Origin of the sequence: Symmachiella dynata, from assembly GCF_007747995.1 — a bacterium.
Classification (GTDB): domain Bacteria; phylum Planctomycetota; class Planctomycetia; order Planctomycetales; family Planctomycetaceae; genus Symmachiella; species Symmachiella dynata.
This window is the reverse complement of record NZ_CP036276.1, coordinates 5,588,608-5,612,393: the sequence shown is the minus strand read 5'-3', so window position 1 is coordinate 5,612,393 and position 23,786 is coordinate 5,588,608. Positions and strand designations below refer to the sequence as shown.

The following is a 23,786-nucleotide window of genomic DNA, read 5'->3' as shown; positions in this document are numbered from 1 at the left end:
TAGGCTTTTTTCAGCGGCTGCGGCGCGGGCGGTTTTCATCACGCTGGCCAGGGTGACTGGCACGCCCCCTTGGCGTTTGCTTTCGTCGGCCGCTTCCATGAAGGCATAAATTTGGAGAGTTTCCGCTGCACTCACCGGCGGTTTGCCCGTGCGGAAGAATTTCACGATTTCGACGAGCAACGGTTTGTAGCCATCATATTTTCCGATCGGTCGAATTTCTTTCGTGCCGAACGCCGTGCCGCCGTATCCCCCTTTGCCGCGAATACCGCGAAACGTACCGATGCGTCCCCCGTCCCAAGTCCCAACGGCAACATCCATGTTGGGGGCGCCCACGCGGACGACCGATTTGCAACCGGTGCCCATGCAGGTGAACAGCGTTTCCACGCCGTGAATACCGTACCAATAAAAGTCGGGATGCGTCGCTTCGAGTGAACATGGGCTATAGGCGTCGCAACCGACGACCTCGCCGATGGCACCGTTGCGAATTGCCTGGGCGCCGGCGGAGTAGCGTAACGACGAGGATGAAAAGACCGGTACGTCATAAAACTGGGCTGCATCAAAAATCGCGACGGCATCGGTCAACGAGCCGGCGATCGGCTTATCAATAAAAACCGGTTTGCCTGCTTTGAGAACCGGCAGAACTTGTTCGTAGTGCGGGCGTCCATCGTTGGTTTCCAGCAGCACCACGTCGACTTTTTCCAGCAGAGCATCTATGGAATCGACGATCTCCACGTCCATCGCTTTGATTTTTTCAGTGTATCCCGGAACGCGACTCGTGCTGCTCTCAATGTCGGGGCTCCCCTTGGGATAGGCCGCCACAACGCGGCAATTGGCAAATTCTGGTCCAGGATCATTGGAGTTGAGCATTCCAGCAAAGGCCAGTACGTGGGACGTATCGAGACCGATGATTCCCACCCGCAACTCTTTGTCAGCGGCAAATGTCAGTGTGGCGGGTAACAGGGCAATGCCTGCCATTAGTAGAATTAACAAGCGACGTGTCATGGGGTTCTTGCTCCGCGGAGGATTATAGGGGTGTGCGATTGAGAAGTTTTTCGAGGGAGGCAGGTGTGGTGAAAGTACCACTTATGTTGCCTTCCATTGAAGCTGTCCTGCCCCCTGGATGCAAGTGGCGGGGAAGAATTCACTGCGGAGAATTCACTGCGTGGACGAGAGAAACGGCGCGGCGTTATACTGGCGACTTCCAAACTATTGATTCCCCGGGAGCCATGATCGATGTCCGCCGTTACGACCAACCCGTTTATTTCGCTGCATGCTGACGACAATATTGCTGTTGCGGCGCGACAAGTCCCCGCAGGGACAACATTAGAAATTGCGGGTCACAGCTTGACCACGAACGACACGATCGATTTGGGGCACAAAGTTGCGGTCACAGCCATCGCGAAAGGGCAGCCGGTCAAGAAATTCGGACAGACGATCGGTTTCGCTTCCCGCGATATCCCAGCGGGGACCTGGGTGCATACCCACAACGTGGTCATTGGCGAACTGGAATTGGATTACGCCTGCGCCAGCGACATTCCACCCGATCCGGCGCCGATCACCGGACGCACGTTTATGGGCTACCGCCGCCCCGATGGCCGCGCTGCGACGCGGAACTATGTAGGAATCATTTCCACGGTGAACTGTTCGGCCAGCACCTCGAAATATGCCGCCGCGCAATTCGACCAAGCGCTGCTGGAGCAATACGAAAACGTTGACGGCATCATTCCGCTGGTGCACAAAGCGGGTTGCGCGATGCAGTATGGCGGAGACGATCACTATCAACTCAACCGCGTCTTATCCGGTTTCGCCAAGCATCCCAACATTGGGGCCTATGTCATTGTGGGACTCGGGTGCGAAACGGGACCGGGTTCGTTTTTGGCGGAAAAAACGGGTCTGGTGCAATTGCAAATTCCCGGCCAGCAACCGGAAGAGTTGCCGTTAATCTTGAACATTCAAGATGTCGGCGGCGTCCGCAAAACCGTAGAGCGGACCGTGGAAGTCTTAAAAGAACTACTCCCCGAAGCCAACAAGGTCCGCCGCGAACCGATTCCGGTCTCGGAATTGATTTTGGGATGCGAGTGCGGTGGGAGCGATGGTAATAGTGGTGTGACCGCCAACCCGGCATTGGGGATTGCCAGCGACTTGCTGATCGCGCATGGCGGCACGTCGATTTTGGCCGAAACGCCGGAGATTTGCGGGGGAGAACACACCCTCACGCGGCGGGCGGCGACGAAGGAGGTCGGCGAGAAATTGATTGAGCGGGTTCGCTGGTGGGAGGAATACACGGCGAAATTCGGTGTGGAGATCAACAACAACCCCTCACCCGGCAATAAAAAGGGGGGGCTGACCACGATTTATGAGAAATCGTTAGGAGCAATCGCCAAAGGGGGCCGTACTGCTCTCAAAGCGGTATATCAGTATGCCGAACCGGTGACCGAAAAGGGCTTTGTCTTTATGGATTCCCCCGGTTACGACCCCGCTTCAGTGACCGGCATGGTGGCCGGCGGCGCCAATGTGGTGGTGTTTACGACCGGTCGCGGGAGTTGCTTCGGCTGCAAGCCGGTTCCCTCTATAAAAGTCGCCACCAATACGCCCATGTACGAACGGATGGTTGACGACATGGACATCAACGCCGGCAAGGTTCTAGACGGCAGCACCGTTGAAGACGTCGGAGCGGAGATCTTTGAGATGATCGTAGCGACCGCTAGCGGCGAGAAGACCAAGAGCGAGGCTCAGGGCATTGGCGACGAAGAGTTTTGCCCTTGGAGTATTGGTCCGGTGTTGTGAGGCGGTAGGCGGTAGGCAGTAGGCAGTAGGCAGTAGGCTGATGGCTGATGGCTGATGGGGTGGTTGCTGTTGTTGAGGCGATGGTGGATTTGGGGTCTTCGACGGCAATTTAGGTTGGGATTTCGAAAAAGTAGGGGAGTGTTTTGCGCTCATCTCAATTTTTTGTTGGCGCCCCAGTTCCGTGCGGAGGAGGTGTCGCTTGTTTCTTATTGCTTGTGCAAAGCAGAGTTGATTGAGCTCGCAACTCTTTGAAGTTTTTCGACTTAGCGCGGGTGATGTCGCATTGAGATGGACCGGCATGGCTGCCGCTTCATTCGTGATGTTTGTTTTGACCGCCAGCATCATTACAGCTGCGACAAGACCGAGAATGGATAATTCCCGGACAATCGCTACAGAATGCCAACTTCCCTGACCGATACAACTCGCAGGACGAAATTGTCGTACGCTTGTCGCCAAATCATGGGGGGGGCTGGCGTTGTTCTTGAATGCAGACCATGCGTTTAAGTAAGGATAAATCTGATGCGGATGCAACACTGGTCAAAATGGGTGATGGCGTTATTGGTGAACGCGGCATGCGTTGCCACAGCCCACGCTCAAGACTACCCCGTCGACGTCACGGATCAATCCGGCGTCTATCAACCACAAGCCGGGACCGGCACCGTTGAGGCGACCCAGATGGGTACGCCGATGGATGCTGGGCAATTCACCGGTTACTCAAGCGGGTACGGTTCAGACCCGGTCCAACCTTGGCCCGAAGTCTCACCGTTTGACAACTCGTTTGATCAAACTTATTACGACGAAGGGATGTGGTACCGCCGCACCAATCGTCGTCAACAAGACTTCTACATTGGTGTTGATTTCTTCAACGCTCAAGTCAAACGTCCCCACAGTGGGAATGACGGCGGATTCGTAGGAGCAGAAGTCTCCAACGAAACTTCGGTCTATGACTGGACGGCTCGTGAGTTCTTGGGGCAAATCATGCACTTGCCTGATAAGGACATCAACAATCCTGTATCCACGCAAGAGTTTGGGTACAACAATTCGCGCCCCGCTATTCGTGGCCGATTTGGAGTCATCAATCCTGACGATAGTAGTTGGGAAGTCGTGGGCTTTTGGGTTCCCGGCGACGAGCAAACCACCTTCACTGCGCAAGGCTCGCTTGATCGGACACCTGATGACTTCGCGTCCAACGGAGAAGGTCCTTTCGACATCTTCTATGTTGATGGCGATGGAAACCCGGTTTTCACACTGGCTAGTCGATTCCCCGACTTTGGACGGTTGCCGTTCGACGAAGGTGTGGTGATGAAGTTTAACTCCCAATCTTGGGGGAGTGAATTGAACTTCTACACGACCCCGGCACAATACAAAAACGGGGTGAGTAACTTCCACGCATCGTTTGGTGTGCGTTACTTAGGAATCTCTGAGCAATTCGGTTATCGCGGTTCCGACTCCGGCTATTCCGAAGCGGTTGTCGCCCCGGACGGACGGCAATATCAAATCAGCCCGTACACGACCGATATTAGCAGCCACATGACCAGCAATATGGTTGGTCCGCAAATGGGACTGAAATGGGCACTTGGTGGCGATAACTTGAAATTGATCACCGAGGTCAAAGGTTCTATCGCTGCGAACTTCGAATCAAACAAGTTGCGGTACACGGGATACGGACTGGACCCCACACTGCAATCGGACCTCAAAAACCAGGATCCGCTGAATGGTCGTGACGAAGATACGGATGTCACTTATGCACCAATCTTCGAAGTCTCCTTCATGGCAGAACTTGGAGTGATGCAAAACCTGCCGGTCTTCAAACGATTGCCCGGATTCAACAGCTCGAAGTTCCGGATCGGTTATAACTACACGCAAGCTTGGCGTATCCGTCGGCCTGCTCAAGCCATTACCTATTACGCTCCGGAACCACGTTTAAACGATAGCCGTGACTCATGGCACGTCGGCGGACTCGTCGCCGGCTTCACCTGGACACGCTAGTTGAGTCGCCAAGTCTCCGCATCAGATTGGCGATACGTCCTGAGAGTCAGGTAAATACGAAACAGAGAGCAATGGACGATTCCATTGCTCTCTGTTTTTTTGCGCGCGTCTGTCGATCACGGCTGCTATTGCCGGATCTTGGCTGGCGCTATTCCTCAACCGGTACGGTTGAACTGCCGCGACCCTCGGGAGTGAAGGCGCGGAGTTTGATCTTGGCGTCGTATGCCGGAGGATCTTGCGGATCATAGAGCGGAGACTCGACGACCGGATCACTGCCATCGGTCGTATAGCGAATTTCCAGTCCCGGGTAAGGGACGATGGCTTTGAGTTTTCCGTCCTCTTCGATCGCTCCCGGCTTGGGAATCCGGAAATGGACCCCCTCGCGTTCCAGTCGCGGTAACGCATAGTTGCCCACAAATGCCGCAAACGCCGGCCATTGGTCGGCGACGTCTTCGTCACTGACATCGGGATTCCAAGCGCGCTCGGCGAACGGTAGCAGCCGGGGGAGCATGTACCACTCCAGCATCTCGGGCGTATTGATCGTCTCGGTCCAAAGTTGAGACTGAATTCCCAGGATCAGATCGCGTTCTTTCTGCGGTAACGGCTTATCGGTCAGCGCCAAGGGGCGGTATTCGTAGACATCCTTGGTATCCGTAAAGCCGGACCAGAAATGCCCTCGCTCGGTGGGGTTGTTTTCGTAGGCCATGTCAAAATAGCTTGTACGAGGATTGCAGAGTACCGTGGGCTGTCCGGTTTTGAGCCGCGCATACGTCGCGTCACCGTCGAAGTCCCATTCGGTGATATAGGCTTTCCCGTCGGCCATCCGTGCGGTGACAAACGGTGCGTTTTCATGCCAAGAGCCGACATGCACGGTTCCCGATGAAGTGTTGTCGATGATCTCGTACAATTTTTGCGAGAAGTCATCGCGGATTTTTCGATGCACGGCGACCGATTTTTCCGGATCGACTTTGGGATCGACGTTTTCATATCCCATGGCAGCTATGGCCGGGGAAAGCGTCCAGGCTTCTTCCGGGGCTTCGTCGCCGCCGATATGCACGTGAGCCAACGGAACACCGGCCGCATCGTGCATCTCGTTGACAGCGGTGAAAACTTCTTCCAAGAAGGGGTACACACCCTCCATCGCTGGATTGAGAATGTTGTCGTCAAATCCTTGCGGGCTGAGGTGCTCGGATTTGTCTTCCGGATCGATCATTAAGTAGCCCGGTTTGTCGAGCAGCGCCTGGATGGCGGATCGCGCATGGCCGGGGACAGCGATTTCGGGAATGACTTCGATATGCCGCGCTTTGGCGTATTTCAAAAGGTCGATGTAGTCTTCGCGGGTGAGATAGCCCGAAGGGCCGGTGCCGCCGTCGTTTAAAACGACAGGCAATTGCACGACTTTTCCGTCCGCGTCATGTGTCACGTGGCCTCGCTTGGAACCGATCTCGGTCAATTCCGGCAAGCTGGGGATTTCGATGCGCCAGGCTTCGTCCTCGTTGAGGCGTAGTTGCAGTATATTCATTTTGTAATGCGCCATTTGGTCAATGACTTTTTTCAATGTCTCCGGCCCGAAGTAATGGCGACAAATGTCGACCATCAATCCGCGGTAGGAAAATTGCGGTTGATCATCGATCGTCAGGTAAGGCAGGTGGTCGCCGAATCGGTCGAGCAATTGGTCGATCGTTTGAATTCCATAAAACACCCCGGCGGCCGATCCGCCGCTGAGGCTGACGCCCTCGTCGTTGACGGTTAGTTTGTACTGTTCTTTGGCGAGCTCGGGATCGATGGTCAGGCTAACTGTAGCGGCCTCGTCCGATTCGTTGGCTTGGCGATGCTTGTTGAGCAGGGTGGTCAGCGCGTCGCTTTCGAATTTTAAATCGTCCGACGACTCGACGGCTGCCAATTGGGCGAGGTCGATTTTTTTCGAATCATCAAGGTCAACGTTCCGCGGCGCTGGCAGTGCGACTTGTGGTTCGCTTTCGCCGTTGTATTGGGAGTGGCGGGCATAGCGGGATTTGGCATCCGCGCGAGCTCCAATTGGTTCCGGCGAAGGAGTGAACCCTTTGATCGGACCGTATTCAATGGCGATGTCGCCGACCAAGGCCTCGTTCCCGTCTTCGTCGATGCTGACCAAATAGAATCCGACCGGCGGATCGCTGTTGAGCATGATTTGACGCATGCCAACAATCGGGATCGTCAACGACTCGTCGGCTTTCAGCGGTTTAAAGCCGTCGGTCGGTTCGATTTTGTAGCGGCCCTGGATTCCGGTGAAGCTGGCTTTGACCGTTTCGTTGTCTTGAGCAAAAGCTTCTTCGTCGAGATACATAAACGGTCCGATGCGGAAGTAGAGCGCCCAGCCTTTTGCCGGCAATGCCGTTTGTCCGTTGTTGGTCAGAACCAACCGCGCTTTGTTTTTGGACTTTGCCAGATACTCGTGATGGTGCTCATACGTCTCCGGTCCATCGACGTTGGCATCGTGTATCCATTTTAAATGGAGGTGGCTGGTGTCGGGGATTTCCGTTGAGTCGGCGACTTCCGCGTCTGCCGCCTCCTCCGTCTCGGCCTCATTGGCCAAGGCGGTTTCCGCTTCATCCAGGACTTTGGCTAATTCCTCTTGGTTGCTGACTGAGGTCTCATCGTCCGCAGGGACTTCATCCGTGAAGACTTCGGAATCTGTGTTTTCATCGGGAGCGGAAACTTCTGCCTCTGGGGCTGGGTCTTCCTCGCTGGAGACAGTACAGCCGATGGGAAAAAGTGCCCCGCAAGCAAACAACAGCAATGTGCAAAGGGAGAGTGTTTTTGTCGACATGGTGGTCGAACCTCACGCGAAAATAATGGACGATGGGGGAAGATGGCCGCGCGGTTGGTTGTTCATCACCAAACCGCAGGAATGATCATGGTGAGATGTTCGGGGACGATGGTCAAGGGTGCGGCGCGGTCCAACGACTTTGGGCGACTTTATTCTTGGCGATGACGGCCGTGACTGGGTAGAATCACGAGGGGTGTTTTCATGCAACATGATCGAACGAGGTAACGGACGGGATGGCGAAGAAACGTAAACCAAAGTCCCCCAGCCCGGGCGAGGACTCCGAACGTCTGCAGCGACGTGCGGCGCTATGGTCGAAAGAGGACTTGCTTTCACCTGCGGATCCGGCTGAGGATCTGCTGACTCCCGAGGAGTGGATTTCGATCGGCATTGCACTCGATCTCTCGACCCGTGAACTCTGCGTGGCGATCCTGATCTTTGAAGGGCAGACGCGCGCTAACATCGCCCGCCAATTGCACAAGAAGGATGGTCAACCGGTCAGCCCGGGGACGATTCGCGTCTACATCGACCGGCTGTTTCAAAAACTGCGCGTCAATGACCGGGTTGGGTTTGTGCAGCGAATCATGCGGGTGCATTTGAGATTGTCCGCTGCAAGCTGATCGACGGATTATAACGATGCTGCGGGATTTCTGGTGGTCACTCTCGTTAGCAGCAGTCAAGTCTGCCTGGGCAGTTTTGATGTGCTGATTTGAGAAAACCTATTTTGTCAGCGAAGGGGAATTGGAAGAAGATCTGCTTGACATTGAGCACGCGGTGTTGTCATATTACACAGTTAGAAGAACCTTTGTTGACGGGAGCGGACGTTGCCCCCGATTAACAACCCTCCTCGCGGGCCACACCAAAAGATATCCTACCCAAACGCCTACCCACGGCCCCACCCACTGAATTGTGAACAACACGATTCGAATTCCTGTTGCAATCATCGAAGTGAATTTCATTCCGTCGGAAAATTCACGCCGTTTGTACTATTTGCCAAAATCATCGTCTTGACGGCGACACCTCCGGAGACCCGGAGCCGTTGGATGAGTTTTTACGGGAAGAACCCCACCAAGGAGGCACTCTCATGCACTTTCGACCCTCACGCCGAGATTTTTTGCATGTTGGATTTTTAGGCGGATTGGGGCTGACCTTGCCTCAGTTTTTGCAAATGCAGCAAGCCCGCGCCGATCTGAAAGCTTATGAAAGCACCGAAGGCACGGCGAAATCGGTGATTTTCATTTTCGCACCCGGCGGCATGGCTCACCAAGAGACATTCGATCCCAAGCCCTACGCTCCGATCGAATATCGCGGACCGATGAATTCGATCGAAACGAATGTTCCGGGAACCCGCTTGAACGAATTGCTCAAAAACACGGCGCAGGTCACTGACAAACTGGCAATTTGCCGGTCGATGACCCACGGCGAAGCGGCCCATGAGCGGGGGACGCACAATATGTTCACCGGCTACCGTCCGAGCCCGGCTTTGTCCTTCCCCAGCATGGGAAGTGTGGTGACGCACGAGTTTCCTTCGAAGAACCATCTGCCGCAATACGTCTGTATTCCGAATCAGCCGAACGAATATGCCGGCACCGGCTACCTGAGTTCATCCTACGCCGCTTTCAGTCTCGGTTCGGATCCCGCTGCCAAAAACTTTACGGTCAAAGACCTCAAACTGCCCGGCGGCGTCGATGACACGCGGTTCACGCGTCGCCGCACGGTGCTGTCGGCTGTGAATGATCATTTTGTCTCCAAGGAAAAAGCAGACTCTTTGGATGCTGTGGACAGTTTCTACCAACGGGCCTATTCGCTCGTCAGTTCCGAAAAAGCGCGGGAGGCGTTCAACATCAACGCCGAGCCGGATGCGGTCCGCGATGAATACGGCCGCAACTCCGCCGGAGCTCGGATGTTGTTGGCCCGTCGACTGTGCGAAGCGGGGTCGCGGTTTGTCACACTGACCTACGGCAGTTGGGACATGCACGACAACATCAACGGCGGAATTCGAAGACAGCTCCCGGCATTCGACCAGGCCTATGCAGCACTGATCCGCGATCTGGATCGTCGCGGCACATTGAAGGACACTTTGGTCTGCATCGCCAGTGAATTCGGCCGTACCCCGAAAATCAACGGCACCGCCGGTCGCGACCACTGGCCCAAGGTCTTCAGCGTCGTCATGGCTGGAGGCGGGATCAAGGGCGGCATCACTTACGGAACGTCCGATGCCACTGCCAGCGAACCGGACCAGGATCCGCTGACCGTCGAAGACTGGGCCACCACGATCTACAAGTGTTTGGGAATCGTGGCTGACAAAGAACTGATGGCTCCCGGCGATCGTCCCATCGAAATCGTCAACGGCGGCAAGGTCCGCAAGGATCTATTGGCCTAGGCCGAGCAGCGAAAATCTCGCTTGCTAACATCTGCGCTCGCTCCCTGTTTTGGTGAAATCAATGTTTTTCGAAACGGCCCTGCCGATTTTCGTGATGGAAACATAGAGGTTTGTCATGTTGCGACGATTTTCTTTAGGTGTTTGTGCCTGTGTGACGCTGGCTGTCAGCACGTTTGGGACCGCTGCGATCGCGGCTTCCCCTTCGCTGAACATTATCCTGCCGCGCGGCGTGCAGCGGGGAACGGAAAGCGTCATCTCCTTCAGTGGAGCTCGCATGGCTGATGCCGAGGAGATCTTCTTCTATTCTCCCGGCTTTGAAGTCACCAAAATCGAAGCCGACGGGGCCAACGTCGCCAAAGCCACCGTCAAGATCGCATCCGACTGCCGACTCGGCGAACATGTGGCTCAGGTGCGTACGAAATCCGGGATTTCAGAATTCCGCGTGTTTTACGTCGGGGCTTTGCCCATCGTTAATGAAGCTGAGCCGAACAATGAATTTGCGGAACCTCAAAAAATCGACCTGAATGTCACCGTGCATGGCGTGGTCACGAACGAAGACGTCGACTACTACATGGTCGAAGCCAAAAAAGGTCAACGCATCGCAGCCGAGATCGAAGGCATGAGGTTGGGCGAAACCATGTTCGACCCCTATTTGGCAATTCTGGATTCCAAACGGTTTGAACTGGCCTCGGCCGATGACACGCCGCTGGTCAAACAGGATGCGGCTGTCTCGGTGATCGCACCGGAAGATGGACAATACATTATCGAGGTCCGCGAAAGTGCATATGGCGGAAACGCAAAATGCCGCTACTGCGTGCACATTGGCACGTTCCCTCGTCCCACCGGAGTTTATCCGGCTGGGGGAAAAATTGGTGAAGAAATCGATGTGCGGTTTCTGGGAGATGCCGGCGGAGAAATCGCCGCCAAACTGCCGCTGCCGGCGGAGATCATTCCGGACTACTCGGTGTTCGCCACAGCGGAGGGCAGCATAGCTCCCTCGGGAAATCCATTTCGGTTGTCAGAGCATGGCAATGCTTTAGAGGTCGAACCGAACAATGACTTCGCTCAAGCGACCCCCGCGGAATTGCCGCTGGCGTTTAATGGAATTATTTCCGAACCGGGCGATGTCGACTGCTTTAAGTTCGCCGCGAAAAAGGGACAAGTCTTCGAAGTCGAATGCTACGCTCGTCGCTTACGGACTCCGTTGGATCCGGTCCTCAACTTGTATAAAGCAGACGGTAGCAGTCTTGCCGGCAACGATGATTCACGCGGTCCCGACAGCTATATTCGTTTTAAAGTCCCCGAAGATGGCGAGTACATCGTCCGCGTCACCGATCACCTCGGCAAAGGGGGAGCGGACTACGTGTACCGCATCGAGTTTTCCGGGGTCACGCCGACACTCAAATTGGGGATTCCGCGTACTGCCCGCTATTCGCAGTACCGCCAATCGATTTTTGTCGCTCGGGGAAACCGTTTCGGTTCGCTCATCTCCGCCAGTCGCGCCAACTTTAGTGGAGAATTGATTCTAGATCCCAAGGAATTGCCCCCTGGGATCACGATGGTCTGTGAGCCGATGGCCGGAAATCTGAACACGATGCCGGTGGTCTTCGAAGCCGCCGCCGATGCACCGTTGGGTGGGATGCTCGTCGATTTCCGCGCACGACATGCGGATGAGAAAAAAAACATCAGTGGCGGGTATAGCAACCGCGCCGACTTCGTCATCGCCGCACCGGGACAATCGTTGTACTCCTGGCGCGATGTGGACAAATTGGCGATCGCGGTCGTGGACGAACTTCCGTTTCACTTGGAAATCGTAGAGCCCAAAGTGCCGTTGGTACGCAACGGATCGATGCAGTTGAAAATCGTGGCGCATCGCAAAGAAGGTTTCACCGCGGCGATCAACGTCCAATTGCCGTTCCGTCCCCCGGGAGTCGGAGCGTCCAGCTCGGTGACCATCCCTGAAGGGAAAAACGAAGTCCTGTATCCTTTGAACGCCAATGGCGGTGCGGGAATCAAAAAATGGAAGATCTATGCTCTCGGCTCGGCCGACGTTGGGGGAGCAGGTTGGGTGGCCTCACAATTGGCGACCTTGGAAGTCGCCGAACCGTATGTGACCATCGCCTTGGAACGCTCAGCCGTCGAAAAAGGGCAAAAGACAGAAATCTTCGGAAAGCTGACACACAGTCGCCCCTTCGAAGGAAACGCGACCGTTCGTCTGGTCGGGCTGCCGCATAAGGTCGCTGCCCCGGAATTGGCGATTACCAAAGAAACTGCCGAGGTCACCTTTGCCGTGACTTCCGATAAGACCAGTCCGGTGGGGACTCACAAAAACGTGATTTGCCAAGTGATCATCACCGAGAACGCCGAGCCGGTGGTACATAGTAACGTCGGGGCCACCGAATTGCGTATCGACGAACCGTTGCCCCCCAAGCCCGATGCCCCCGCACCGAAGCCGAAGGCAAAACCTGAACCCGCAAAACCGGCCGAGCCGAAGCCGGCACCCGAAAAACGACTGACGCGTTTGGAAAAATTGCGACTCGAAGCCAAAGAACGCGCCGCAGGAACTGCAGCGTCAAATTAATTCCACAGTACGCCGGTTCGCGCTGAGGAAGGCGCGGGACCACGACCACGACATATATTTCTCATGGCCCCCGATTCGCTGGGGAATGAACGAGTTATTAAGGAACACGAATCATCATGCATTTCGTATCCCAATGGCGACGGATTGTGTTGGCGTTGACAGTCATGCTACTCACCGCCGGCATGACGCGCGCGGACGAGCCACAACCTGTTGAAATCCTGGTTTATCCTCCCGACGTTCAGCTAAATACGTCGCGCGATCGGCAATCATTGATCGTGCAAGCCCGTTATTCCGACGGCATCACGCGCGACGTCACCGAAAAAGCCACAATGAAATTGGCCGATCCGGCATTTGCGAAGCTCGAAAATAGCACGCTGTATCCAACAGCCGACGGGGCGACGGAGTTGGTTGTTGAACACGCCGGCTTGACGGTCAAGATTCCGGTTAAAGTGGCCGCTGCGACCACGGACCGCCCAATCAGTTTTCATTTAGACGTCATGCCCACCTTCATGCGTGCGGGATGTAACATGGGAAGCTGCCATGGCGCAGCACGGGGCAAAGACGGGTTTCGCCTCTCGTTGTTCGGATTTGATCCGGTCGGCGATCACCATCGCTTAACACGCGAAATCAGTGGACGACGAATCAATCTGGCGCTGCCCGAGTCGAGTCTGATTCTGGAGAAATCGACCGGAAGAGTCGCGCATGGCGGTGGCAAACGTTTTGACGCAGATGGTGAAATCAATGCAACAATCGTTCGCTGGCTGAAAGCCGGAGCGCCGCTGGATGCCGGCGAAGTCCCGCAGGTCGTTGAATTAGAACTCTACCCCAAAGGAGCCGTGCTCGACGGGCAGGGGACCACGCAAAAATTAACGGTACGCGCCAAATACTCCGACGGAACTGATCGCGACGTCACCTCACTGGCGCAGTTTATTAGCAACAACGATAACTCGGCGACCACTTCACCGGATGGCGTTGTTGAAGCCCAGAACCGCGGTGAAGCCTTCATCATGGCCCGCTATGACACGCACACCGTGGGAAGCCAATTCATCGTGCTGCCCAAGGGGTTGCAATTCACCTGGGCGGAAACGCCGGCGAACAACTACATCGATGAGTTGATCTACGACAAACTCAAGAAACTACGTATCCAACCGTCGGAATTGTGCAGTGATGAAGAGTTTTTGCGTCGCGCTCATCTGGATATTGTCGGCGTCTTGCCGACAGTCGACGAATATAGCCGGTTCATGCAAGATCAAGCGCCGGACAAGCGCGATCGCCTGGTGGACGAGTTGCTTGACCGTAAAGAATTCGTCGAGATCTGGGTGATGAAGTGGGCGGAGTTGCTGCAAATTCGCACGACCCGGGCGGTGACCTACAAGTCCATGCTCCGCTATTACAACTGGCTGCAAGGGCAGGTTGCCAGCAATGTTCCCATGGACAAAATGGTTCAGGAATTGTTGGCCTCGAATGGAGGGACATTCTCCAATGCAGCCACGAATTACTATCAGACCGAAACGGAAACGTTGAAGGTTTCGGAAAACGTCGCGCAGGTGTTCATGGGCATGCGGATTCAATGTGCGCAATGCCACAATCATCCTTTCGACCGCTGGACGATGGACGATTATTATTCGTTCGCCGCCTTCTTCTCACAAATTGGCCGCAAGCAGGGCGAGGATCCTCGTGAGAAGATCATCTTCAATAGCGGTCGCGGTGAAGTGAAGCACCCTGTGACCGGGGCTGTCATGCCTCCCAAGTTTTTGGGAGGAGCGGTTCCTGATGTCGCTGGAAAGGATCGCCGCGAAGTGATGGCCAAATGGTTGGCATCGGCCGAGAACCCTTATTTCGCACCGAATCTGGCCAACATCGTTTGGGCGCATTTCTTCGGAAAAGGCATCATCAACGAAGTCGATGACGTGCGGATCAGCAATCCGCCGGTCAATGCCGAGTTGCTGGCCGAATTGGCACGGCGATTCACCGAATACAACTATGACTTCAAAAAACTGGTCCGCGACATCTGCACGTCACGTACCTATCAATTGGCCACGCAAACCAACGAAACCAATGCCACCGACAACAGCAACTTCTCGCACATGGCGCTGCGACGCGTCCGCGCTGAGGTATTGCTGGATGCCGTTACGCAGGTGACCGACACGAAGAACAAGTTCCGTGGCTTGCCGAGCGGGGCCCGCGCCGTGCAGATTTCCGATGGCAACACGTCGACCTACTTTTTGAAAACATTTGGTCGCGCGTCACGCGGTACTGTTTGTGCTTGCGAAGTGAAGATGGAGCCGAACTTGTCTCAGGCCCTACACCTGCTCAACGGCGATACGGTGAACAATAAAATCAAGCAAGGCAAACTGGTCGAACAGCGGCTCAAGGAAAAGAAATCGCCGCAAGAGATTATTGATGAGATCTATATTCGCTGCTTGACTCGGCATCCTACGGATAAAGAAAAAGCGGCGTTGGAATCAATACTCGTCGCAGAGAAGGATCAGCAAGCTGTTTTAGAAGATGTGTTTTGGGCACTGATGAATTCACGTGAGTTTCTATTCAATCACTAGATTCAGTTCCGGTGATTCGGAGATTATAAAATGTTGAACTTTTCCAAACATCAAACCGCCAAACGGTCCATGATTCGTCTTGTCGTTGCTATGTCAGTGGTGACTGCCACGCTGGCAACCGTTGCGCAAGCCGCGGACAAGAAACCGGCGGGTGATAAAGCACCGAAAATCAACTTCATCGATCACGTCCTGCCCATTCTGCGTCAAAAATGTGGTTCCTGCCACAACACCGACAAGAAGACGGCGGACCTGGATCTGACCTCTTATATCGGCACGATGCAAGGCGGCGGCTCGGGACCGGTCATTGAACCGGGCGCTGCTTCGGAAAGTTATTTGTTCGAGTTGATCACGCATCAAGCCGAACCCAAAATGCCGCCCGATTCCGAAAAAATGCCGGCAGAGATGCTGGCCGTCATCGAAAAATGGATCGACGGCGGAGCATTGGAAACAGCCGGCAGTAAGGCGATGGCGCCCAAAAAGCCAAAGTTCGATTTTTCATTAAAAGGCGCACCAACCGGCAAGCCCGAGGGACCGCCGCCGATGCCGGGACGATTGAACCTTGAACCGGTTGTGCATACCGAACGGACAACCGCAGTCACTGCGCTGGCCACCAGTCCTTGGGCACCGCTCGTGGCCGTGAGCGGGCAGCAGCAAGTGTTGCTTTATCACTCTCAGACATTGGCATTCCTCGGGACGCTGCCATTTCCCGAAGGTGTGCCCCACGTCCTCAAATTTAGCAGTACCGGCGATTTGTTATTGGCTGCCGGCGGACGGGGCGGTGCCAGCGGACGCGTGGTGGTTTGGAATATCAAAACCGGCGAACGAGTCATCGAAGTCGGTGACGAACTCGACGCGGTTTTAGCCGCTGACATCAGCGCTGATCAAACCATGGTCGCTTTGGGTGGTCCGGCACGCGTCGTGCGGATCTACTCCACTGCGGACGGCTCGTTACTGCATGAATTGAAAAAACACACCGACTGGATTTATTCCATCGCATTCAGCCCCGACGGTGTGCTGTTAGCGACGGGTGATCGCAACGGCGGCATGTTTGTCTGGGAAGGTTACACCGCCCGCGAATATGCGTCACTCCGCGGACACTCCGCGGCAATCACCGGGCTGTCTTGGCGCAGCGATTCCAACATCCTGGCCTCCAGCAGCGAAGATGGCGGCATCCGACTTTGGGAAATGGAAAACGGCGGCAATGTTAAAACCTGGTCGGCACACGGTGGTGGCGCAGCTGCGGTGGAGTTCACCCGCGATGGCCGCCTCGTCTCCTGCGGACGTGATCGTACGGCGAAACTGTGGGACCAAGCAGGCAAACAGTTGCTGGCCTTCCCTTCATTTCCAGACATCGCCCTGCGGATTACTCATTGTGACGAAACCAACCACGTGATCGCCGGCGATTGGAGTGGAGCGATTCACGTCTGGAACGCCGCTGACGGAAAACCGGTCGGCGATTTGACCATGAACCCCGCCACGTTGGCCGAACGGCTCACCATGGCCGAGCAACAACTCGCTGCCCAGCAAGCCGAACTGAAAAAACAGACCGACGCCAACACAGCCGCACAAGCGGCCGCAACCAAGGCAACGGCCGATGTCGCAGTCGCCAAAAAAGCGGTCGCCGACACGCAGGCTCAACACAACCAAGCCGTCGAAGCCGCCAAGGCCGCGAAAGCGGCGGTGGATGCAGCAACGGCTGAACATCAGACTGTTGCCAAAACCATGGCAACGCTCGAACCGTTGGTTCCTTTGCTGAAGGAGTCCGCCACGAAGGCACAAGAAGCTGCTGCGAAAAATCCTGAGGATAAAGAACTGGCAGCGGCTGTGGCACAACTGGCCGAGCAAATGACCAAAAATTCCGCTGCATTGGTAGCCGCCACGAAGGCATTGCCGGAAAAGGCAGCCGTGCTTGAAAAATCAAAACAGGCACTCGTCGCCGCCGATAAACAAGTCGTCGATACCAAAGCCGCGTTCGATGCGGCCGGCAAACAACTGGCAACAGTAGAACCCTTGTTGAAACCAGCGGTCGACAAAGCCGCTGCGACTCAACAAGCGGTCAACGCCGTGACGGCACAAGTCGCCACCTCCCAAGCGGCTGTCGCTCGTTGGCAAAACGAAATCGAATTCACCAAGAAACTAACCGTCTTGGCTGAAGTGAAAGCCAACCACGCACAGTTGGCCGGTGTTGCCGCCGAAGCTGCCGCAGAGTTGAAGAGCTCCGAAGAACAATTGGCGCAGGCGAATACGGGAGTCGCGACCGCTGAGGCAAACGTACAAGCCGCCAACACCACGGTCCAACAAACCAAAGACGCCATCGCCGCGGCAACCGCGCAAGAAGCGACAACCACAACAACGATTGCCACCTTGGATGCAACTGTGGCTTCGTTGAACGAAACGGCAGCTAAGGCGGCACAGGCCGTCGAAAAATCAGGCGGAGACGCGGATGTGGCTGCGATCGCCGCTCAGGTCAAAGTTGTGGTCGACAAGAAGAACGCCGACTTGGCTGCTGCCAAAAAATCTCTAGAAGAGACCAAGGCCGCACTGGCAAAGGCCAAGACCGACTTGGTAGCCGCGGAGAAAAATGCCGTGGCCATGGTGGCCGCTTTGGAAGCCGCGAAGAAAGTTGTCGTCGATCAAAACGCTGCCGTGCAAGTGGCGAAGGACAAATTCGCCGCCGCCAAACAAGCTGCCGATGCCGCAGAGCAGTTGGTGGAAAAGACCCAAGACGAAGTCAAAGGCCATCCGCAATTGGCCGGAAAAGCCTAAGCGAAAGAGTTGATTCCACAGATCCCTGGAAACCGGCAGCGCGTCGCGTACTCATTCGCGGTGCGCTGGTCCCGGTTGAATGCGGATCGCGGCAACGGTATCCTGCAAAGTGGTTCATTGGACACAGCCGGGCGTATGTTGTGCGTAGCTGATCGTGAATTGCAATTCGTGACATCTCACCTTTTTGCAGGACCTGAAGCATGGCCGATACCGATCGTCGCAACTTTCTAAAGACCGCTTCCGCAGCCTCTGCGACTGCAACCGCAGTACTGGCCGGCGCGCCTGCGGTTTTGGCCAAAGGGGTTAATGATAAACTCGTCGTCGGTTTGATCGGTTGCGGCGGACGCGGGCCAGGCGTCGCGCAAGGTTTTACCGGTCAGCCCGGAGTCGAAATCGCCTATGTGTGCGATCCAGACGAACAACGGCGAAACAAAGCAGCCGCACAGTTCGGTGTAAAAAGCGAACACGCCGTCGGGGATTTGCGCAAGATTCTCGATGACAAGTCGGTCGATGCCGTCATCGTCGCCACTCCCGACCATTGGCACGCACCCGCTTCGATTCTGGCCTGCGACGCCGGCAAGCACGTCTATGTCGAAAAGCCTTGTGCGCATAATTTTCGCGAAGGGCAACTGTTGGTCGAAGCTGCGCGGCGTAACGATCGTGTCGTACAACACGGCACACAACAACGCAGCAATCCCTTCACAGCCACCGCCATTCAGATGCTCCGCGAAGGGATGATCGGCGATATCCTGGCCGCCAAGGCGTGGAACGTACAACGTCGCTCGAATATCGGTCACGCCCAACCGAGCGAGCCGCCGGCTGGTCTTGATTACGAGACTTGGATCGGCCCCGCAGCGATGGTTCCGTTCCAGGAAAACCGCAGCCATTACAACTGGCATTGGTGGTACGATTTCGGCACGGGGGATATGGGGAACGATGGCGTGCATGATCTCGATTATGCAGTCTGGGGACTGGGCGTCGATACGCATCCCTCCCGTGTGGTGTCGTTGGGAGGTAAATCGTATTTCGATGACGACCAACAGTATCCCGATACGCAAACCGCGCTGTTCGAGTACGAAGGGGACGGTTCGATCGGCAGTCGCCGACAATTGACTTTCGAAATGCGATTGTGGGACAAGAACTATCCCTACAACGCCGACAGCGGCGCGGAATTCTATGGCACGGCAGGACAAATGTTGCTCAGCAAACGGGGCAAGCTGTTGGTCTGGGACGAACGGAATCGCCGCATTGACAAACCGGTCGCAAAAAATCCGGTGCCGCTAAAGATCTCAAACCACCAACAAGATTTTGTGGATGCGATCAAGACATCGCGGCGACCTAATGCGGATATCGAAATCGGCTTTCGCTCCGCCGCCTTGTGTCATTTGGCCACCATCGCCAACCGTTTGCAGCGGACAGTCAATTTTGATCCCGCTGCCGAAAAAGTCGTGGGCGATGCCGAAGCGCAGGCGATGTTATCGCGCACCTATCGCGACGGCGGCCACTGGGCCATTCCGGCAGGGGTCTGAGGTCGATGTCCGTCAAATTCTTCAAGCAACTCGCAATTGCCGCCGCGCTAATGATGGGCTGGGGCCTACTCGCTGCGCAGGCGGAAGACTGGCCGCGCTGGCGGGGGCCGCAGGGCGATGGGACTTGGCAAGCGCCAGAGCTTCCCGAGCGCTGGCCCGAGACTGGTCTGCAACAAGTCTGGAAACAGCCGATCGGCGGCGGGTATGGCGGGATCTCCGTCGTGGGGGACCGTCTGTATGTCATGGATCGGCCCACCGAGCCTGAGCAGGTTGAACGCGTGTTGTGTTTGAATTGCACCACGGGCGAAAAAATGTGGGAACACATCTACGCCGCCGATTACGGAAAACTCGAATACGGCAACGGCCCGCGGGCAACACCCACAGTCTTCGAAAACCGTGTCTACACCTTCGGCACACTGGGGCATACGCATTGTTTCGACGCCGATGACGGGACCGTAATTTGGTCGCACGACTTTTTAGGCAACGACGATGCCACCGTTCCCGAATGGGGACTGTCCGGCTCACCGGTGATTTGGAAAAATCTCGTCATCGTGCATCCCGGTGCCAACGGCGGTTGTTATGTCGCCTTGGATCGAATAACCGGGGCGGAAGTCTGGCGCAGCAGCGACGATCCAGCCGGGTATGGCACGCCGATTATCATTTCGCACAACGGAAATGAGCAACTCGTCTGTTGGTCTCCGCGACATATCCTGGGACTAAAACCGGCGGACGGAACGATTCAGTGGTCGATTCCCTACGAAGTCCAGTACGATGTCTCGATCGCGACACCTATTTTTCGCGATGGCATCGTCTTCGTGACCGGTTACTGGCACGGCGCCAAGGCCATCGAGTTGGGCGATAAGCCTGACGAAGCCAAGTTGCTGTGGGAGGAAAACCGTCATTTGCGCGGGTTGATGTGCCAGCCGCTGTATCGTGACGGATATCTCTACAGCTTGGACAAAAACCGTGGGCTGGTCTGTTTTCAGTTTCGCGAATGCGAAAAAATGTGGACGGACGACAAGCACCGCATGACCCCGCGCGGCCGCAATCCGCAAGCCAATCTGGTCTGGCTGGGAGACACGAATCGTGTGATCATCCTCAATGCCGAAGGAGATCTGATTCTGTCGCGGCTGACGCCCGAGGGTTACGACGAACAGTCGCGCACCAACATCATTGACCGCACCTGGGCACATCCCGCCTTTGCCGGCCAGCACGTGTATGTCCGCAACGACAATGAAATCCTCTGCGTCCGCCTGACCGACTGACAACGTCTCACTGCATGCCAATCCCCGCATCCCGGGAGGGCGAAGCTCCTGCTGAGCCGCGCGCTATAAAAAAGCCTCGCACAAAACTGGTAGGGCAGGCTCCCGCCTGCCGCGCGCCAAGCCCCCTTTTGCAGGTTAGGCGCGAACCTTTTTTTAAGGCCGCGCCTCTGAAATCTGTTCGGCACGCGACATCGAATGCTAAGGCAGCAAAAATGAATTATCGAGAGATCGCAATTCTCGAAGAAACGCGGCAAGCGGAGGGGACAGCTGAGATTGCCAGCGAGAGCGAACATATCGCCGGGGGATGGATGGCGTTTGCCGGCATGGGGTCCTGGGCGAATCAGGCGTGCGGGATTGGCATGGCCGGCCCGGTGAGCGATGACGACCTGGACCGGCTAGTCGATTTCTATGTGCAGCGCGGCGTGGAACCGCGGCTTGAAGTCTGCCCGTTTGTTGATGAAACCTTGATCACCGGGTTGGCCAAACGGGGCTTTGAGCTGCGTGAGTTTGAAAACGTGATGTTCCGCACGGTCGCTGCTGATGACGATTTGCGGTCGCTGCTCGAGCATGGTTGGCCGCCGGGACTGGAACTGGTGCCTGTCGATGCGCACGACGAAGGACAAACTCGCACCTTCATCGACGTCGCCACTTCAGGATTTCGCCCCGCTGGCGAACCGGTGAGCGACATCTTTTTTCAAGTCTCCCACAACACGGTCGCTCACCCCCGCTCCAGCCATTACCTGGCGCTGATCGACGGCGTACCGGCGGGTGGCGGGGGGATGGAGACCACCGCGGCGGTCGCATGCCTTTTCGGAACGAGTGTGTTGCCCGAATTTCAGCGACGGGGAATTCAAGCAGCGCTCATTGCCCGGCGATTAGAACGCGCGCGGGAATTGGGTTGCCCGTTGGTTACGATTCACACCCGGCCGGGCATCGCCACCGAACGCAACGCGCGCCGCTTGGGCTTTGAGATGGCCTACACCAAGCTCATCATGGCCATGCCCGGAGAGGGGCTTGCTGTTTCGCCGTAGGATATTTCGGAGTAGCATGGATCAGTTGTCGTCAAACCCGCTGAAACCCCTATCCCCGGATACAAGGCCCCCGCCATGTCCACCAGCAAAAATCGCGGCTTGTTCGAAAATATCGCACCGATTCTTAACGTCAAAAACTTTGCTGCCAGCCTCGAGTATTACGAAAACGTGCTCGGCTTCGAGCGGGGGGAATGGGTCACCGAGGACTTGTTGATCGGCTATGTCGAGCGGGACGGCTTCGGCATCTATCTCAGCCAAGAGGGGCAAGGACATCCAGGGACTTGGTTATGGATCGGCCTGAAAGCACTCGATCCGCTCTACGAGGAATTTCAAACTGCCGGTGCCAACATTGTGATGGAACCGACCAATTTCCATTGGGCCTGGGAAATGCGGATCCAAGACCCCGACGGCCACGTGATCCGTTTCGCCGCAGAGCCGCGCGAGGATCTGCCGTTTGTGGCGTGATGTGGAAGGGCAGTGGAATCAATTACTGGTCGCCCCGCTTTGAACTTCGGCTCCTGCAAAAGGTGTTAAGCAGGCCTCTTGTTACCTTCAATCATCGGTTCCCACTTCCCAAACCCATCAGCACCCGTTTATCATAGGATTGCGATTTCCAGAATGAATTCGCGTCAGGCGGCCACCTAACTCACGCAACTCACAGGGCGAAAAACCATGCTACACCGGCGCGATGCGATGATTCGGTTGGGGCAAGCGGGCTTGGGCGGGCTGGCGCTGCCGGGGTTGTTGCAGGCCGAACAGGCTGCTGCGGCTGAGACGGCTTCTGGGGGAAAAGCCAAATCGTGCATTCTGCTTTACCTGTGGGGCGGACCGCCGCAGCAGGATATGTTCGACCTCAAACCGCAGGCACCGGCCGGCATTCGCAGTCTGTTTGATCCGGTCGAGACCGTCGTGCCGGGCATCCAACTCAGCGACCAATTGCCGTTGATGGCCAAACACACCGACAAGATGGCCGTCGTCCGCTCCTACACGCATCACAGCAACACGCATGAGGTGGGCGTCTATTATTCGCTCACCGGGAAAATCAACGACACGCTTGCCGTCCCCCGCAATCAACGCAATCGCAATGATTTTCCCAACGTGGCTTCGGTCGTTTCCAAATTTGCGCCGCCCAACGTGATGCCGGGCAGCGTGACGATTCCGCGGCCGATCGGGCACGATGGTGTGACCTACACCGGAACCTACAGCGGATTCCTCGGCCCGCGTTACGATCCGATGGAACTCAAAACCCCCGGCGAAGTGACCGGCCCCGCGCCGCACAGCATCGAACTTCCCGACGGCCTGACGACCACTCGTCTGCAAGCGCGGTTCGGACTGCTCAATCTGTTGGAGCAAGAGGACCGCATGATGCAAAAGCACGGCCACAAGTTGGCCTCCGATAAATTCGGCATCGGTCATTACCGGCAACAGGCGTTCGGTATGCTCACCTCGCCGGAGGCGCACGGTGCTTTCGACATCACCAAAGAACCCGACAGCATGCGCGACCGCTACGGCCGCAACGAATACGGCGAAAGTTTCTTGTTGGCCCGCCGACTCGTCGAAGCGGGTGTGCGGTTGGTGACCGTCGTCTGGGTTTATATTGCCCCCGATGGCAACGTGCTCAACGTGTGGGACAACCACGGCGGAACCGGCTCGCTGGGCAAGATCAGCGGCTATGCCATGCTCAAAGAAAAGTACTGCCTCCCGCCGCTCGACTTGGCCTATTCGGCGCTGTTGGACGATCTCGACCAACGCGGCCTGCTGGACGAAACATTGGTGGTCGCCTTGGGCGAATTCGGACGCACGCCCAAAATCAACAAGGACATGGGCCGCGACCACTGGGGCGCCTGCCAATCAGTGCTGCTGGCCGGCGGTGGAATTCGCGGCGGGCAGATCTACGGCGAAACCGACAAACAAGCCGCCTACGTCACCAAGGACCCGGTCAAGCCCGAAGACATGATTGCCACAATGTACCACGCCCTGGGCATCCCGAACGACGGCGTGATCCACGATCCCCAAAAACGCCCGCACCGGATTACCGATGGGGAGCCGTTGGTGGGGTTGTTTGGGTGATGTGGGTTTTCAAATGGGGAA

At 56.2% G+C, this 23,786-nt stretch carries 13 protein-coding genes and 1 pseudogene; 12 read left to right on the top strand and 2 right to left on the bottom strand.

The window, feature by feature from the left end; all coding sequences use genetic code 11:
* Positions 1–9: 9 nt before the first annotated feature.
* Positions 10–1,002 (bottom strand): annotated as a pseudogene (locus Mal52_RS30595) (Gfo/Idh/MocA family protein); the annotation flags it as partial.
* Positions 1,003–1,233: 231 nt separating this feature from the next.
* On the opposite strand from Mal52_RS30595, the gene Mal52_RS21145 reads away from it, so the two are divergent.
* Together Mal52_RS21145 and Mal52_RS21140 are read left to right on the top strand one after the other, a co-directional pair.
* Positions 1,234–2,787 carry a UxaA family hydrolase gene (locus tag Mal52_RS21145; RefSeq protein ID WP_145378505.1) on the top strand — a complete coding sequence of 518 codons (1,554 nt, stop codon included), beginning with the start codon at positions 1,234–1,236 and terminating at the stop codon, positions 2,785–2,787.
* Between the two features lie 519 nt (positions 2,788–3,306).
* Positions 3,307–4,776, top strand: a complete 1,470-nt coding sequence (locus Mal52_RS21140) for a hypothetical protein (protein WP_145378504.1) — start codon at positions 3,307–3,309, stop codon at positions 4,774–4,776.
* A 148-nt stretch (positions 4,777–4,924) separates the two neighbouring features.
* Here the strand turns inward: Mal52_RS21140 and Mal52_RS21135 are convergent, their stop codons facing one another.
* Positions 4,925–7,585, bottom strand: a complete 2,661-nt coding sequence (locus tag Mal52_RS21135; protein WP_145378503.1) for a family 20 glycosylhydrolase — start codon at positions 7,583–7,585, stop codon at positions 4,925–4,927.
* A 233-nt stretch (positions 7,586–7,818) separates the two neighbouring features.
* Between Mal52_RS21135 and Mal52_RS21130 the strand changes: the two genes are divergently transcribed.
* From Mal52_RS21130 to Mal52_RS21085, 10 genes are all read left to right on the top strand, one after another.
* The gene (locus Mal52_RS21130; protein WP_145378502.1) at positions 7,819–8,202 is read left to right on the top strand and encodes a LuxR C-terminal-related transcriptional regulator; all 384 of its coding nucleotides are present in this window, start codon (positions 7,819–7,821) and stop codon (positions 8,200–8,202) included.
* A gap of 464 nt (positions 8,203–8,666) precedes the next feature.
* A complete protein-coding gene (locus tag Mal52_RS21125) occupies positions 8,667–9,965 on the top strand; it encodes a DUF1501 domain-containing protein (protein WP_145378501.1) in 1,299 nt (432 codons plus the stop codon).
* A gap of 115 nt (positions 9,966–10,080) precedes the next feature.
* Positions 10,081–12,546, top strand: a complete 2,466-nt coding sequence (locus Mal52_RS21120; RefSeq protein WP_145378500.1) for a PPC domain-containing protein — start codon at positions 10,081–10,083, stop codon at positions 12,544–12,546.
* Positions 12,547–12,662: 116 nt separating this feature from the next.
* Entirely contained in the window at positions 12,663–15,104 is a 2,442-nt protein-coding gene (locus tag Mal52_RS21115; protein ID WP_145378499.1) for a DUF1549 and DUF1553 domain-containing protein, read from the top strand.
* Between the two features lie 30 nt (positions 15,105–15,134).
* A complete protein-coding gene (locus Mal52_RS21110) occupies positions 15,135–17,870 on the top strand; it encodes a c-type cytochrome domain-containing protein (RefSeq protein ID WP_145378498.1) in 2,736 nt (911 codons plus the stop codon).
* 200 nt (positions 17,871–18,070) lie between these two features.
* The gene (locus tag Mal52_RS21105; protein WP_145378497.1) at positions 18,071–19,399 is read left to right on the top strand and encodes a Gfo/Idh/MocA family protein; all 1,329 of its coding nucleotides are present in this window, start codon (positions 18,071–18,073) and stop codon (positions 19,397–19,399) included.
* A gap of 5 nt (positions 19,400–19,404) precedes the next feature.
* Positions 19,405–20,664 carry an outer membrane protein assembly factor BamB family protein gene (locus tag Mal52_RS21100; protein WP_145378496.1) on the top strand — a complete coding sequence of 420 codons (1,260 nt, stop codon included), beginning with the start codon at positions 19,405–19,407 and terminating at the stop codon, positions 20,662–20,664.
* A gap of 212 nt (positions 20,665–20,876) precedes the next feature.
* A complete protein-coding gene (locus tag Mal52_RS21095; protein WP_145378495.1) occupies positions 20,877–21,695 on the top strand; it encodes a GNAT family N-acetyltransferase in 819 nt (272 codons plus the stop codon).
* 75 nt (positions 21,696–21,770) lie between these two features.
* Complete coding sequence (locus Mal52_RS21090) at positions 21,771–22,160, top strand: glyoxalase superfamily protein (protein WP_145378494.1); 390 nt, start codon at positions 21,771–21,773, stop codon at positions 22,158–22,160.
* 207 nt (positions 22,161–22,367) lie between these two features.
* Positions 22,368–23,765: a DUF1501 domain-containing protein gene (locus tag Mal52_RS21085; RefSeq protein ID WP_145378493.1), complete on the top strand. Its 1,398-nt coding sequence runs from the start codon at positions 22,368–22,370 to the stop codon at positions 23,763–23,765.
* Positions 23,766–23,786 lie beyond the last annotated feature (21 nt).

Excerpts from the sequence above, each read along its gene's own strand:
- Mal52_RS21145 (WP_145378505.1), top strand. The coding sequence starts at position 1,234 with ATGTCCGCCGTTACGACCAACCCGTTTATTTCGCTGCATGCTGACGAC.
- Mal52_RS21140 (WP_145378504.1), top strand. The coding sequence starts at position 3,307 with ATGCGGATGCAACACTGGTCAAAATGGGTGATGGCGTTATTGGTGAAC.
- Mal52_RS21135 (WP_145378503.1), bottom strand. The coding sequence starts at position 7,585 with ATGTCGACAAAAACACTCTCCCTTTGCACATTGCTGTTGTTTGCTTGC.
- Mal52_RS21130 (WP_145378502.1), top strand. The coding sequence starts at position 7,819 with ATGGCGAAGAAACGTAAACCAAAGTCCCCCAGCCCGGGCGAGGACTCC.
- Mal52_RS21125 (WP_145378501.1), top strand. The coding sequence starts at position 8,667 with ATGCACTTTCGACCCTCACGCCGAGATTTTTTGCATGTTGGATTTTTA.
- Mal52_RS21120 (WP_145378500.1), top strand. The coding sequence starts at position 10,081 with ATGTTGCGACGATTTTCTTTAGGTGTTTGTGCCTGTGTGACGCTGGCT.
- Mal52_RS21115 (WP_145378499.1), top strand. The coding sequence starts at position 12,663 with ATGCATTTCGTATCCCAATGGCGACGGATTGTGTTGGCGTTGACAGTC.
- Mal52_RS21110 (WP_145378498.1), top strand. The coding sequence starts at position 15,135 with ATGTTGAACTTTTCCAAACATCAAACCGCCAAACGGTCCATGATTCGT.
- Mal52_RS21105 (WP_145378497.1), top strand. The coding sequence starts at position 18,071 with ATGGCCGATACCGATCGTCGCAACTTTCTAAAGACCGCTTCCGCAGCC.
- Mal52_RS21100 (WP_145378496.1), top strand. The coding sequence starts at position 19,405 with ATGTCCGTCAAATTCTTCAAGCAACTCGCAATTGCCGCCGCGCTAATG.
- Mal52_RS21095 (WP_145378495.1), top strand. The coding sequence starts at position 20,877 with ATGAATTATCGAGAGATCGCAATTCTCGAAGAAACGCGGCAAGCGGAG.
- Mal52_RS21090 (WP_145378494.1), top strand. The coding sequence starts at position 21,771 with ATGTCCACCAGCAAAAATCGCGGCTTGTTCGAAAATATCGCACCGATT.
- Mal52_RS21085 (WP_145378493.1), top strand. The coding sequence starts at position 22,368 with ATGCTACACCGGCGCGATGCGATGATTCGGTTGGGGCAAGCGGGCTTG.